We start from the raw sequence: 13,557 nt of genomic DNA on the forward strand, positions 1-13,557 counted from the left end.
ACCGAACCATCGATTACAGTTGTTGCAACTGATTCGTTTAATGACGTCGCAAGGCGCTTTTCAGATGCAATCCGGCTTGGAGGGGCTATGCTCGAGAGTTGCCGAAAGCGGGTCCTGATCGTCGAGGACGAGGCGATGATCTCGATGCTGATCGAGGACATGGTTCTCGATTTCGGCTGCGAGATCGTGGGCCCCGCGGCGCGTCTGGACCATGCCCTGACTCTCGCGCTCCAGGCCGATATCGATATCGGGATTCTCGACATCAATGTGGACGGATCGGTGGTCTTTCCCGTCGCCGATGTCCTGCGTTTCCGCGGGATTCCGTTCATCTTCTCGACGGGTTACGATTTCCGTTCGCTTCCCGAGCGGTTTCGCGACTGCTCGACCTTGTCGAAGCCCTTCTCGTACGACGACTTCGCCGATACCCTGCGCCGCACTCTGGCGGGAACGTCCGACGCGACCGAGATGGCCTGAAGAGCCCCGCACCTGGATGAGGGCGATGCTCCCTCGTCACCCCCGAGCGACCCGTCCTCCAAATCTCCGCGCATCGTGCGGAACGGTGAACCCGGCCGTTCGCCGGCGCGGACATCCGGTCCGCGCCGAAGGATGCGTCGCCTGAGAGATCGAGCCTCGGACGAGCCACGGAAGCGCATCGCGATTGGCGCCCGGCGCTTCACGCACGCCGCTCGACCAGCATCTCCGCCTCTTTCTTCGGCCGCAGCGTCACCTTCATCATGGGTGCAGGCATGTCGCCCGACTGGCGAAGCCTGACGGCCTGCAGCAGCACCGCCATAATGGCGACCGCCTCCATGGTCGCGAAGGCGCCGCCGATGCAGATGCGGGGGCCTGCTCCGAATGGCATGTAGGCATAGCGATGGCGCCCCTTCGCCTGCTCGGGCGCGAAGCGCTCGGGATCGAAGCGCCCGGGATCGTCCCAGAGCGTCGCATGATGATGAACCGCATGGATCGGAACGATGAGGACCGCGCCTTGCGGCACCATGAACCCGCCGAGCGGAAAGGCGCGCGTGGCCGTCCGGGTGATGATGGGCGCGGGAGGATAGAGCCGCATCGCTTCGGAGAACGTCTGCCGCGTGTAGGCGAGCCGGGCGATGTGCTCGGGGCGAACGGGTTCGCCCGCCGTCACCTCGTCGATCTCGGCAAGAACCCTCGCCTCGTGCTCCGGATGGCGCGCCAGCAGGAGAAACGTCCAGGCGAGGCCGAGAGCCGTGGTCTCGTGTCCGGCCGTCACGAAGGTCAGGAGATTGTCGGCGATTTCCTCGTCGGTCATCGTTCGGCCGCTCTCGGGATCGGAAGCGGCCAGGAGCAGGGCCACGAGGTCCTCGCGCCCGTCCGGCTTTCGACGACGCTCCGCGATCATGCGGGTGATGGCGGAACGGAGATAGATCGCCGCGGCCCGCGCCCGGCTGCGGCCCGGATACGGCAGCCAATCGGGAGCATCCAGGATGCTGAGGGCGAAGACCCAACCGGTCGGCTTGAGATAATCCGTGATGCCTCTCTCCACCCGCGCCACGTCGATACCGCCCGGTCCCGACATCATGGTTTCGACGATGATGTCGAAGGTCGTGCGCATCATCTCGTGGCCGATGCCGATGGCGGAGCCGGATTCGAGCCAGCGATCCCTGGTCTTCTCTGCGGCGGCGATCATCGCCGGCAGCAATCCCATGAGCTTCTCATGCCGGAATGCCGGGGCCACGGATTGGCGCTGCCAGCGCCAATGGGCGCCGTCGGCCGTCAGCAGACCCTGGCCGAGCGCCGGACCCAGGGCTCTCCGGACGTCCTCCCCCTTGTTCAAGGCGTCGGCATTGCGCACCAAAGCCTCATAGATCAGGACCGGATCGGCGAGCAGAATGCGTCGGCGTCCGGCCACCTGAGAATACACGACGGGCTGATGATAGATCTCCGGCGGCAGGGCCTGCAGCGGATCGCGCACCAGGGCGGGAAGGACCGAGAACGGGGAGCGTCGGCTCACCGTCACGCCCGGGCATTGCTCCGAGATCATGGGAAGGGCGTCGATGCTCATGAAGGTCCCTCTCAAATGGACTATACTCGAACCCGGCGCCGCGGCGCCGGGTTATAAGGTACTCACCTTAGACGACTTGCCATTTAAGGTGTCCACCTTATATCTCCAAGTGCGACATAGAGGACCACCGTTGACCGAGCAGGGACGGATGCCCAAAGCCAAGCGCCGCCGGAAAGCGGTCAGCACGCGCGACCATCTGATCGCCGTGTCCCTGGGCCTCTTCAACGAGCGCGGCCCCGATCGGGTCACGACGGCGCAGATCGCTGAAGCCGCCGGGATCAACGAGGGCAATCTCTACTATTACTTCAAGACCAAGCAGGCCTTGATCCTGGCGATCTTCGACCGCTTCGAGGCGGCGATCGACGATCTGCTCAATCGCGACCAGGCCGCAGGCGCCGATCCGTCCGCCTATGTGGCCTTCCTGACCGAATGGTTCGAGATCGTCTGGGCCTACCGGTTCCTGTACCGGGACTTCATGGGGCTCATCGCCGCGGCGCCCGAGCTGCGCCGCCGCATCAGAACGATCAGCGACCGCATCAGAACTCCGGTCCGGCAGCTCATCGAGCATATGCGGGCGGCGGGGCTGATGGAGGTGTCGGACGAGGCCCTCGATCCCCTGCTGCACAACGTGTGGATCGTGTCGACCTACTGGGTCGTCTATCTCGATGTGCAGGAAGGCGTGCGCGCCCTCAAAAAGTCCCATCTCGAATGGGGCCTCAAGCAGGTCGCGAGCCTGTTCCAGCCACATCTGTCCGAACCCGCTCGGCACTGGCTCGACGGCTGATCGGAGACAGCCCGTTCACCCGTTTAGAAGTCCACGTCATCACCAGCCTTGTGCCGGTGATCCCCATCGGTGAGGCGCGGCGCTTTACAGAAGTGGGATGGCCGGGTCAAGCCCGGCCATGACGTGGGTGGATGCGGCGGCTTCCATCCTCGAAACGACACGTCGCCCAGGTGAAGCGAATCCATCCACTCGGCAACCATGCAAAAATTTTCAGCAGGATCTGGAGAAGAGCGGGCGACGATCCAATTTCATCGCTCCGCGTTTATGGCTATTGAGCATTCGATTCTCCTGGAGCTTCTGCCCACATGAAAACCAAAAGACCGGAAGGTCCCTTTCGTATCGGGCGGTCCCAAACCGGCCTCGGCCTGTTCGCCACCGATGTGATCGAAAAGGGCGCCTTCATCATCGAATATGTCGGGCCGAAGATCACGAGCGAGGAAGTCGAGCGCCGGCGCAACACGCGCTACCTGTTCGAGATCAGCAGCCGCTGGACCATCGACGGCTCGCCGCGATGGAACACCGCGCGCTACATCAACCACGGCTGCCGGCCGAATGCGCAAGCGACCGTGCACAAGGGCAAAATTCGGATCAAAGCGATCAAGCGCATCAAGCCTGGCGACGAGATCACCTACAATTACGGCAAGAACTACTTCGAGACCTTCATCAAGCCGATGGGCTGCAGATGCCAGTCCTGCGAGCGCAAGCGCGCGAAGCAGGCGGCGGTTTGAGGATTGGAAGAACGATCCCGAACACGCATCCTTGGATCGATGCTCACGTTCTAAACTGATGATTTCCCCTCCGCCGACGTTCCGGCCGGGAATGACACCGCACCTGTCCATACCCTCCACGTCATCACCGGCCTTGTGCCGGTGATCCCGGTTGATTGAAGCGCAGCGCCTCTCATCATCGGGATGGCCGGGTCAAGCCCGGCCATGACGTGAGAGGGTGGGACCAAGGAGGGTGCAGGGCGAAGGCGGGTGTCGGCACGCTAATCCGCCTCGAACTCCGCAACGGTCCGCTTGGCACCGCGCTCGTAAAGTCGCGCCAGGGCTGCCGTGACCGATCCCGTAAACCGCGGATCGCCAGGTAGGTCGTCGCCAAAAATTTCACGCACGGCGAACAACGCATTTGCAAGTGTCTCGGCCGAGGCCCCTGCCCCGTCGGCTATCTCCCGCAACCGTGCCGCCATGGGATCGCGCACGTCGATGGGCGCGCCCCTCTCGTCGATGCCCGTCACATAGCGCATCCAGGCCGCCACCCCGAGGGACAGGCGCGCGATGGATGCGCCGCTCTGCGGTCGGTCGCGGACCGTTCCCAACAGGCGCTGAGGCAGCTTCTGCGAGCCGTCCATGGCGATCTGCCAGGTCCGGTGCTTCAGGGCCGGGTTCCTGAAGCGCTCGACAAGCGCTCTCTTGTAGGACGCGAGATCCGCTCCGGGCGGCATGTGGAGGGTCGGGGTGACCTCATCATTCATGAGCCCTTCGATCAGCCGCACGAAGGCCGGATCGGCCATGGTGTCGGCAACGGTCTCATAGCCGGAGAGATAGCCGAGATAGGCCAGGGTCGAGTGGCTCCCGTTGAGCAGCCTGAGCTTCATGTGCTCATAGGGCTCGACGTCGGCGACGAACTCCGCGCCCGCATTCTCCCACGCCGGTCGGCCCTGCGGAAAGCGATCCTCGATCACCCACTGGGTGAAGGGCTCGGTGACGACGGGCCAGGCATCCGTGACGCCCAGGGCGTCGCCGATCCGCTCCCGATCCTGATCGCTTGTCGCCGGAACGATCCGGTCGACCATGGTCGACGGGCAGGACACCTCGTCGGCCACGAACCGGCCGAGTTCCGGATCGACCAGTTCGGCGAAGCGGGTGAGAACGCGCTTCACCGTGCGCCCGTTGGACGGAAGGTTGTCGCAGGTCAGCACCGTGAAGGGCGGAATGCCCGCCAGGCGCCGGCGGCGCAGCGCCTCGACGATGAAGCCCGGAGCGGATCGCGGCGTTCTCAGGTACGCGAGATCGTGCACGATGTCCGGATGAGCCTCGTTGAGGGCGCCGGTCGCCGGGTCGTGGCAATAGCCCTTCTCCGTCACCGTCAGCGTGACGATCCGCGTCCCCGGATCGGCCATGACCTCGAGCAGATCGTCCGTCGCGCGCGGGGCGACGATGACCCGGCCGATCGATCCGACGACCCGAAGCGTTTCACCGTCCTGCGAACGCACCGACAGGGTGTAGAGGCCGTCCTGCGGCTGGAGGGCGTCGAAGGTATCGGGGCTGCGCAGGCTTGCCGCCACGATGCCCCATCGGGGATCCTCTCCGAGCACGTCGTCGGTGTAGACGGCCTGATGGGCCCGGTGAAAGGCTCCGACGCCGAGATGCACGATTCCCGTCCTGACCGCCCTCCGGTCGTAGGCCGGGCGGCGAATGCCTTCCGGCAATTCGGCAAGGGAGTCTTCAGTCAAGCGATCTGGCATCATGTCCTCAAAGCCTGGCTCACAATTCGTCCTATAACTCATGCGCATTTCCCTCCCCCTTGTGGGGAGGGGCTAGGGGTGGGGGTGACGGCGCTGAACTGGACCAGCGTGGCGCCAACACCCCCACCTCCAACTCCTCCCCACAAGGGGGAGGAGGGCTAGTCCTGCTTTACGAGGCCGCCTCATCAATGCGCCGGCTGCTGCTTCGCCCGGGNTGAACTGGACCAGCGTGGCGCCAACACCCCCACCTCCAACTCCTCCCCACAAGGGGGAGGAGGGCTAGTCCTGCTTTACGAGGCCGCCTCATCAATGCGCCGGCTGCTGCTTCGCCCGGGTGACGATCTGCGTCGGGTTGACGAAGCGCAGCGCGATGATGAGCCAGACCAGGGTGGTCACCATGTAGATCACCGCCATGGCATCAATGGACTGCACGGCGCGCACGCCTGCGGCGAAGACCGCATAATAGAGTGCGACGACGAGTGTCGTGCTGGTCGGCCCCGCCACCAGGAAGGTCAGCTCGAACATGGCGATGGTGCGCACGAGCACCAGCAGCAAAGCCGCGAGCATGCCGGGCAGGAGCAGCGGCAGGAGCACATGGATGAAGAGCTTGAAGGTACTGGCGCCGAACACCCGCGCGGCCGCCTCGATCTTCGGGTCGATCTGCTCGATGAACGGGATCATGACGAGGATCACGAAGGGAACGGTCGGCACGAGATTGGCCGCCACCACGCCCCAGAACGTTCCCGCGAGGCCGGTCTGATAGAGCACCGTCGCGAGCGGAATGCCGAAGGTGATCGGCGGGATGAGCAGCGGCAGAAGGAAGAGCAGGACGAGAAGCCGCTTGCCCGGAAAATCGCGGCGCGCCAGCGCATAGGCCGCCGTGATGCCGAGCGTTCCTGAGATGATCACCACGGCCGCGATGACCTGGAACGTGACCATCAGGATATCCCAGAGCTGGAACTCGCTCCAGGCGGAGGAATACCAGCGCGTGGTGAAAGCCACCGGCAGCCATGTGCCGAGCCAGCGGGTGGCAAACGAGCTCGTCACCACGGTGGCGATCATGGCGAACAGGTTGATGACGAAGAAGCCGACCAGGAACCAGATGGCCGCCGCCCAGAGCTTGGAGCCGAGTGTCGTGTCGCGGATCATCGGCTTTACCCTTTCGCGCCGGAAGCAGGACCACGGTAGAACAGGCCGCGGGATGCGAGCACCGCCAGCACGATGCCGAGCTGGACGAAGCCCATGATCATCGCGATCGCCGAGGCCATGGAGTAGTCGTATTCCTCGAAGGCCGCCGTTGCCGCGGCGATCGAGATGACGCGGGTGACGCCTGCGGGTTCGCCCAGCAGCACCGCCGAGGGGAACACCGAGAAGGCCTGCACGAAGGACAGGCAGAAGGTGATGGCGAAACCCGGCATCAGCAGCGGCAGATAGACATGGCGGAAGCGCTGCCATGCGCTGGCACCCAGCGTCGCCGCCGCCTGCTCGAGCGCCGGATCGATGCCCGTCACGTAGGACAGGGTCAGCAGGAAGGTGAACGGGAAGCCCGTGATCACCAGCGAGGCGAAGACACCCCAGTAATTGTGAACGAGCTTCAGGGGCTGCGAGATCAGCCCGAAGGTGATGAGGGTGCGGTTGAACCAGCCCTGAGGGCCGAGATAGTTCAACAGGCCTTCGGCCACGAGGACCGTGCCGAGCGTGATCGGCAGGACGAGGATCGTGGTCAGAAGGCGCTGGCGCCGCATGAGGCGCACGCGGAACGCGATCGGCACCGCGAGCAGCAGGTTGAGGAGCGTGACGGGAATCGCGAGCCGGAGCGTGTTGGCGATCGTGTCGTAGAGAAACGGATCGGAGAAAAAGCGCCTGTAGTTGGCCAGCCAGTCGCCGCCGGCTTTCGGCTCGAAGGAGAGGACGAAGCCGAAGGCGAAGGGATAGACGAAGAGCAGCAGGCTGAAGATCGCCGCCGGGATGACGAGCAGGGTGACCGCATCGAAGCCCCGGGCGGCCAGACGCTGGCGCAGGCTGGGACCGTGCTCGACCGGGGCTGCGGGCGCGAGAGCGTCCATCACTGCCTCCCCTGGATCGGCTCCGCGAAGACGAGGACGCGCTGGTCGTCCGCCCGCAGGTGCACCGGGGATCCGGGCTCCACCGACTGATGGGACCGGAACACGAAATCGAGTCCGCCGCGCGAATGGGCGGTGCCGACGAATTCGCGGCCGCGATACTCGATGGTATCGACCGTCGCGGCAATGGCGTTCTGTCCCGCCTCGCCGACCATGAGGTCGTCCGGACGGACGGCCGCGTAGGCTGCGGCGCCGGTGGACAGGCTTTCGCGGGCGACGCCGCTGATCCGCGCGCCTTCCACGTCGAGAACGACACGGCTGCCGTCGCTTCCGACCACCTTCCCTTGCAGCTTGTTGCGGAAGCCCATGAAGTCGGCCACGTCGAGATGGGCCGGAGCTTCGTAAAGCTCCTTCGGCGTCCCGGCCTGCCGGACGACGCCGTCGCGCAGCACCACGATGCGGTCGGCGAGCGACAGGGCCTCGTCCTGGTCGTGGGTCACGTAGATGGTCGTGGCGCCGAGCTCGTTGTGGATGCGCCGGATCTCCGCACGCATCTCGAGACGCAGCTTGGCATCGAGGTTGGACAGGGGCTCGTCCATCAGCACGAGCGGCGGCTCGATGACGATGGCGCGGGCGATCGCCACGCGCTGCTGCTGGCCGCCGGAGAGCTGGCCCGGCAGCTTGTTCTCCTGCCCCCCGAGGCGGACGAGGTTCAGGGCCTCATCGACCTTGCGGTCGATCTCCGCCTTGGGCTTGCCCCGCATCTTGAGGCCGAAGCCGATGTTCTGGCGCACGTTGAGATGGGGAAAGAGCGCGTAGTTCTGGAACACCATCCCGAACCCGCGCTCCTCGGGACGCAGCGTGTCGACCCGGCTCTTGTCGAGCCAGATCGCTCCGCCGGTCACAGGCAGAAGACCCGCGATGCAGTTCAACGTCGTCGACTTCCCGCACCCCGACGGCCCGAGCAGCGCGATGAACTCGCGCCTCCGGATCGTGAGAGAGACGTCGCGCAGAGCGTTGAGCGCCCCGAAATCGCGGCTCACGCGATCGAGCCGGACTTCGTCGAACTGGGAAAGGGCTATGGTCATCGCGGGTCCTTGTTCTTAGGTCGTGTCTCGGTTCGTATTCACTGCCATTCGCAGGCCGTCATCCGCCCCGTCATGGCCGGGCCCGTCCCGGCCATCCCGATGCTGAAAAGCGCTGCGCTTTACGTATCGGGATCACCGGCACAAGGCCGGTGATGACGTCGAGAGGGTGTCAATCCCAGCCTCACAGCCGCCGGGGATGACAGGGAAATTCAAACCAAGACACGACCGGTTCTTGGTCTTAGCTGCGCGGGTCTTACTTGCGCTTGCCGCCGCCGATTTGCTCGTCCCACATGCGGAAGGCGACGACCATCTGCTCGGGCTGGAGCGGCAACTCGATCGGGTTCTCGGCGATCCACTTCTCGTATTCGGGACGGCCGAATTCCTTAATGGCGGCTTGGCTCTCCGGCGGTGCCATGTCGAGGGTCACGCCTTTCACGGCAGGCCCCGGATAGAAGTAGCCCTCGTCATAGGTGTAGGCCTGCTGCTCCTTGGTGAGCAGGAAGTTCATGAGGTCGAGGAGAACCGCCACCTTCTCGTTTGACAGGCCCCGAGGCACGCACATGTAGTGAGCGTCCGCCACCCAGTGGAAGCCCTTGAGCGCCGCCACCTTCGCCTCCTTCGGCACGACGCCGAGAACGCGCGGGTTGATGTCCCAGCCGGTGGTCGACACGGTCATGTCGCGGGAGCCTTCGCCGAGCTCCTTCATCACCGCGCCGGTGCCCGACGGGTAATATTCGACGTTCTGCCCCAGCTCCTTCAGGAAGGCCCAGGTCTTGTCCCAGCCCTTGGCCGGGTCCTGCGGATTGCTGTCGCCCAGGATGTAGGGCAGGCCCATGATGAAGGTGCGGCCGGGACCGGAATTGGCCGGACGCGCATAGAGGAAGCGTCCCGGATTGGCCTTGGTGTAGGCCAGGAGCTCCTCGGCCGTGGTCGGCACGTTCTTGACCTTGTCGGGCATGTATTCGAGCAGCGGACCCGACGGATAGTAGGTCACGACGACGCCCTGCCCTTTGGCCAGGCCCTGCATCTTGGCCGCGGCCGGAAGGTAGATGTCGTCGAGCTTCGGCAGCGCGTTCGCGTGGCCCGGGATCAGGTCGACCCAGAGCTTCTGCTCGATGCCGGCGGAGAGCGCATCGGTGCCGGTGAGCACGAGGTCGATGTCGACGCGGCCGGCATCCTGCTGCGCCTTGATCTTGCCCGCGAGTTCCGGCGCGGTCGCCTTGGTGAAGGTGATGCGCGATACGACGTTGGGCTTCGCCTTGCGGTAGTTCTCGATGGCCTTCTGCGTCAGCGCCAGGTTTCCGGCAACGTCGATGACGTTGAGGGTAACCGGGCTCGTGGGCAGGGTCGCCTGCGCAAAGCTAGGCCCGCCGAGGGCCGCAACGCCTGCGGCGCCGGCGACACCGCCGACGAAAGTCCGCCTGGTGATCAGGTTCGTCATGGTCTTCCTCCCGTTCTGTGCGACATGGCTCATTTTCGGCCCTGTCCCGTGTCACAGCTTGTAGGCCTCTTTCGCGAGGCGATAGGCGAGATCATAGGCTAACTCGTGCGCCTCATCCTCTTCGAGGCGATGGGTCGTCACGAGGTTGGCGAGATAGGCGCAGTCGACGCGGCGTGCCACGTCGTGCCGCGCCGGAATGGACAGATAGGCCCGCGTGTCGTCGTTGAAGCCGACCGTGTTGTAGAAGCCTGCCGTCTCGGTGGTGAGTTCCCGGAAGCGGCGCATGCCTTCGGGCGAATCGAAGAACCACCAGGCGGGACCAAGCTTCAACGCCGGATAATGGCCCGCCAGCGGCGCCAGTTCGCGCGAATAGCTCGTCTCGTCCAGGGTGAAGACGATGAGCGTGAAGTCGGGCTCGTTGCCGAACCGGTCGAGCAGCGGTTTCAACGCGCGGACATAATCCGTCTGGAGCGGGATGTCGGCGCCCATGTCCCGACCGAAGCGGCGATAGAGCGCATCGTTGTGATTGCGGAAGGAACCGGGATGGATCTGCATGACCATGCCGTCCTCCACGCTCATCGCCGCCATTTCCGTCAGCATCTGAGCCCGGAACAGCTCCGCATCCTCGGAATTCGCATCTCCCGTCGAGACGCGGCGGAACAGGGCCTCGGCATCGGTCGGCGAAAGATTGGCAGTCCGGGCCGTGGGGTGGCCGTGATCGGTGGAGGTCGCACCATAATCGCGGAAGAAGGCGCGCCGCTTCCGATGCGCGTCCAGATAGCCGCTCCAGGTCGCGGTATCGCAGCCGGTGATTTCGCCGAATCGCACGAGGTTCTGGCGGAATCCTTCGAATTCGGGATCGATGACCGGGTCCGGACGATAGGCCGTCACCACGCGCCCCTTCCAGCCCGATTGCCGGATGGTCTCGTGATGCTTCAGCGGGTCGAGCGGGCTTTCCGTCGTGGCGATGGCCTCGATCCGGAAGCGCTCGAAGAGCGCGCGCGGGCGGAACGCCGGCGTCCGCAACGCCTCGTCGATCCGGTCGTAATAGGCGTCCGCGTTCGCGGCCGACAGCCGCTCCGTGAAGCCGAACAGGGTCGCGAAGGTATGATCGAGCCAGGCACGCGTGGGCGTGCCGCGGAAGAGATGATAGTGCGACGCGAAACGACGCCAGATCGCCCGCGGGTCGCTCTCGACGGGGCTGCCGTCCTTCGTTGCAATCCCGAGCTCTTCGAGCCGCACGCCCTGGCTGTAGAGCATGCGAAACACATAGTGGTCGGGAATGACGAACAGCGTCGCCGGATCCGGAAAGGGTTCGTTCTCCGCATACCAGCGCGGATCCGTGTGGCCATGCGGCGACACGATGGGCAGGTCCCGGACTTGCCCATAGAGTCTGCGCGCCACCTCGCGAGTGGCGGGATCGACAGGAAACAGCCGGTCCGGGTGGATCAGCATCGCGTACTCCCTTGGCCCTTCGCTCGAGCCTTTACAGGCCGGTTCCGAGCATCTCGTTGAGCAAACCTTAAAACGATCCGAGGTCCGTTGCAATGGTCTACTAGTATGGTAGTGTGCCACTTATGACGAATGGACTTTCCCTTGCGAAGCTCGATCTCAGCCGAGAACCCATGGCGCGGCAGGTCACGCGCGCGCTTCGTCAGGCCATCGTCAGCATGAAGATTTCGCCCGGCGAAATGCTCTCCGAACAGGATCTTGCGCAGCGATTCGGGGTCAGCCGCTCTCCCGTGCGCGAGGCGCTGATCAAACTGAGCGAAGCCGGTCTCGTACGGGTCCTGCCGCAGCGGGGGACCCAGGTGGTCAAGATTTCCCGCGCCGCCGTCGAGGATGCCCGCTTCATCCGCGAGGCGGTCGAATGCGCCGTCGTGCGGGAGGCTGCCCTCAAGGCTTCTCCCGCGATGCTCACGGAACTGAACGCCAACCTGGCACGGCAGCGCCGTGCCCAGCGCTCGGTATCCTCAGACGATTTCATGGCCCTCGACGAGGACTTTCACCGCCTCCTGGCGGAAACGGCCGGTCGCCCCGCCGCCTGGCACATGATCGAGGATGTCAAACCGCAGATGGACCGGGTGCGATATCTCGATGTGAAGCAGGCGACCCCGCGCCACCTCATCGTGGCGCAGCACGCCATGATCGTCGACGCCATCAAGGCGTCCGATCCGGCGGCGGCCGAAAAGGCCATGCATCAGCATCTCAGCGAGATCCTGCGCTCCCTGCCCGAGCTTGCCGCCAAACATCCGGACCTCTTCGAGCCTGAGGCCCGTGCGCTGCCGGAGGTGCTCAGCGCGTGACCTCAGCCAAAGACGAATTCAGAACCTCCGCCGACGCCCGAGTTCGGCCTAACGTTTAAGAGGCAATCATGGAACAGACCTGGCGCTGGTTCGGCCCTGACGATGTCGTTCAGCTTTCCCATATCCGCCAAACCGGCGCGACGGGCATCGTCACCGCGCTGCATCAGATTCCCTATGGCGTGATCTGGAGCGTCGAGGAGATCGAGAAGCGTAAAGCGCTCATCGCCGCCGATCCCTCGCTCGGATTGCGCTGGAGCGTAGTCGAGAGCCTGCCGATCCACGAGCGCATCAAGATCGGCGAAGGCGACCTGACGTCCCTTTTCGACAATTACCGCCAGTCGATGCGCAACTTGGCGCAATGCGGCGTCACGACGATCTGCTACAATTTCATGCCCGTGGTCGATTGGACAAGGACAGAGCTGGCCTACCCGCTTCCCGGCGGCGCGACGGCGCTGCGCTTCAATGTCCATGAATTCGCGGCCTTCGATTGCTTCATGCTGGAGCGCCTCGGCGCAGAAGCGGACTATTCGTCCGACGTTCTGACACGCGCGAAGGATTGGCATCTCCGCTCATCGGAAGCCGACCGGCGCAAACTTTTGTCGAACATCATGGCAGGCCTGCCGGGCGCCTATGACAGGTACGACGTTCCGGGCCTGCGCGCGATGCTCGATCGCTACAGGGATATCGATGCCGCGGCCCTTCGCGAAAATCTCGCCCGCTTCCTGCGGGAGGTGATCCCGACAGCGGAAGAAGTCGGGATCCGGATGTGCATCCATCCCGACGATCCGCCGCGCCCGCTCATGGGCCTGCCGCGCATCGTGTCCAACGCGGAGGACATCGCCTTCATCCTCGGCGCCGTCGATTCGCCGAGCAACGGGCTCACGCTCTGCAGCGGTTCCCTTGGGGCCAATCCAGTCAACGACGTTCCGGCCATTGCGAAGCGGTTCGCAGAGCGGATCTGGTTCGCCCATTTGCGCAATGTTGCGAAGGACCCGGACGGCTCATTCATGGAAGCGGATCATCTCGGCGGCGATACGGGCATGGTGGCCCTGGTCACGGTGCTGCTCGAAGAGCAGAAGCGCCGGAAGGATGCGGGCGAACAGCACTGGCGAATTCCCATGCGCCCGGACCATGGGCACGAGCTCCTGGATGACGTGGGCAGGCCCACGCATCCCGGTTATCCCATCATCGGCCGCCTGAGAGGCCTCGCCGAACTGCGCGGCGTGATGCAAGCCGTCTCGGCACTGCGCGGCTTGCCGCTTTAGAGGGAGTAATCCCGGCATTCCGTGGCTCATCCCGGATAGCCCCTCCCCGTCGTCACCTCGTCCACGTCGTCACCGGCCTTGTGCCGGTGAGCCCGATAACGA

12 protein-coding genes are annotated in these 13,557 nt (G+C 64.6%); 5 read left to right on the forward strand and 7 right to left on the reverse strand.

What is annotated here, in order from left to right; genetic code table 11:
- Positions 1-87: 87 nt before the first annotated feature.
- The gene (locus tag KHP60_RS03055) at positions 88-474 is read left to right on the forward strand and encodes a response regulator (RefSeq protein WP_213562092.1); all 387 of its coding nucleotides are present in this window, start codon (positions 88-90) and stop codon (positions 472-474) included.
- A 199-nt stretch (positions 475-673) separates the two neighbouring features.
- On the opposite strand, the gene KHP60_RS03060 is transcribed toward KHP60_RS03055, so the two are convergent.
- Positions 674-2,041, reverse strand: a complete 1,368-nt coding sequence (locus tag KHP60_RS03060; protein ID WP_213562093.1) for a cytochrome P450 — start codon at positions 2,039-2,041, stop codon at positions 674-676.
- 148 nt (positions 2,042-2,189) lie between these two features.
- On the opposite strand from KHP60_RS03060, the gene KHP60_RS03065 reads away from it, so the two are divergent.
- Entirely contained in the window at positions 2,190-2,825 is a 636-nt protein-coding gene (locus KHP60_RS03065) for a TetR/AcrR family transcriptional regulator (protein ID WP_213562094.1), read from the forward strand.
- A gap of 305 nt (positions 2,826-3,130) precedes the next feature.
- On the forward strand, positions 3,131-3,553 hold the full coding sequence (locus KHP60_RS03070; protein WP_213562095.1) for an SET domain-containing protein: 423 nt from the start codon (positions 3,131-3,133) through the stop codon (positions 3,551-3,553).
- Positions 3,554-3,813: 260 nt separating this feature from the next.
- Here KHP60_RS03070 and KHP60_RS03075 read toward each other — a convergent pair whose 3' ends face one another.
- The 6 genes from KHP60_RS03075 to uxaC all read right to left on the reverse strand — a co-directional run bounded on the left by KHP60_RS03075 (position 3,814) and on the right by uxaC (position 11,339).
- Complete coding sequence (locus tag KHP60_RS03075) at positions 3,814-5,292, reverse strand: mannitol dehydrogenase family protein (protein WP_213562096.1); 1,479 nt, start codon at positions 5,290-5,292, stop codon at positions 3,814-3,816.
- Between the two features lie 306 nt (positions 5,293-5,598).
- Positions 5,599-6,441 carry an ABC transporter permease gene (locus tag KHP60_RS03080; protein ID WP_213562097.1) on the reverse strand — a complete coding sequence of 281 codons (843 nt, stop codon included), beginning with the start codon at positions 6,439-6,441 and terminating at the stop codon, positions 5,599-5,601.
- A 5-nt stretch (positions 6,442-6,446) separates the two neighbouring features.
- Positions 6,447-7,358: an ABC transporter permease gene (locus tag KHP60_RS03085; protein ID WP_213562098.1), complete on the reverse strand. Its 912-nt coding sequence runs from the start codon at positions 7,356-7,358 to the stop codon at positions 6,447-6,449.
- Positions 7,358-8,443 carry an ABC transporter ATP-binding protein gene (locus tag KHP60_RS03090; protein WP_213562099.1) on the reverse strand — a complete coding sequence of 362 codons (1,086 nt, stop codon included), beginning with the start codon at positions 8,441-8,443 and terminating at the stop codon, positions 7,358-7,360. Before KHP60_RS03090 ends, KHP60_RS03085 begins: the two co-directional genes overlap by 1 nt.
- A 253-nt stretch (positions 8,444-8,696) precedes the next feature.
- Entirely contained in the window at positions 8,697-9,884 is a 1,188-nt protein-coding gene (locus KHP60_RS03095; protein ID WP_213562100.1) for an ABC transporter substrate-binding protein, read from the reverse strand.
- Between the two features lie 51 nt (positions 9,885-9,935).
- Positions 9,936-11,339 (reverse strand): glucuronate isomerase, encoded by a 1,404-nt coding sequence (gene uxaC, locus KHP60_RS03100; protein ID WP_213562101.1) that lies wholly within the window; start codon positions 11,337-11,339, stop codon positions 9,936-9,938.
- A 122-nt stretch (positions 11,340-11,461) separates the two neighbouring features.
- Here uxaC and KHP60_RS03105 point away from each other — a divergent pair, with 122 nt between their 5' ends.
- Both KHP60_RS03105 and uxuA read left to right on the forward strand, forming a co-directional pair.
- Positions 11,462-12,190, forward strand: a complete 729-nt coding sequence (locus tag KHP60_RS03105) for a GntR family transcriptional regulator (protein ID WP_213562102.1) — start codon at positions 11,462-11,464, stop codon at positions 12,188-12,190.
- A 68-nt stretch (positions 12,191-12,258) separates the two neighbouring features.
- Complete coding sequence (uxuA, locus tag KHP60_RS03110) at positions 12,259-13,455, forward strand: mannonate dehydratase (RefSeq protein ID WP_213562103.1); 1,197 nt, start codon at positions 12,259-12,261, stop codon at positions 13,453-13,455.
- Positions 13,456-13,557 lie beyond the last annotated feature (102 nt).

The organism is Microvirga sp. 3-52, assembly GCF_018383585.1.
Lineage (GTDB): Bacteria > Pseudomonadota > Alphaproteobacteria > Rhizobiales > Beijerinckiaceae > Microvirga.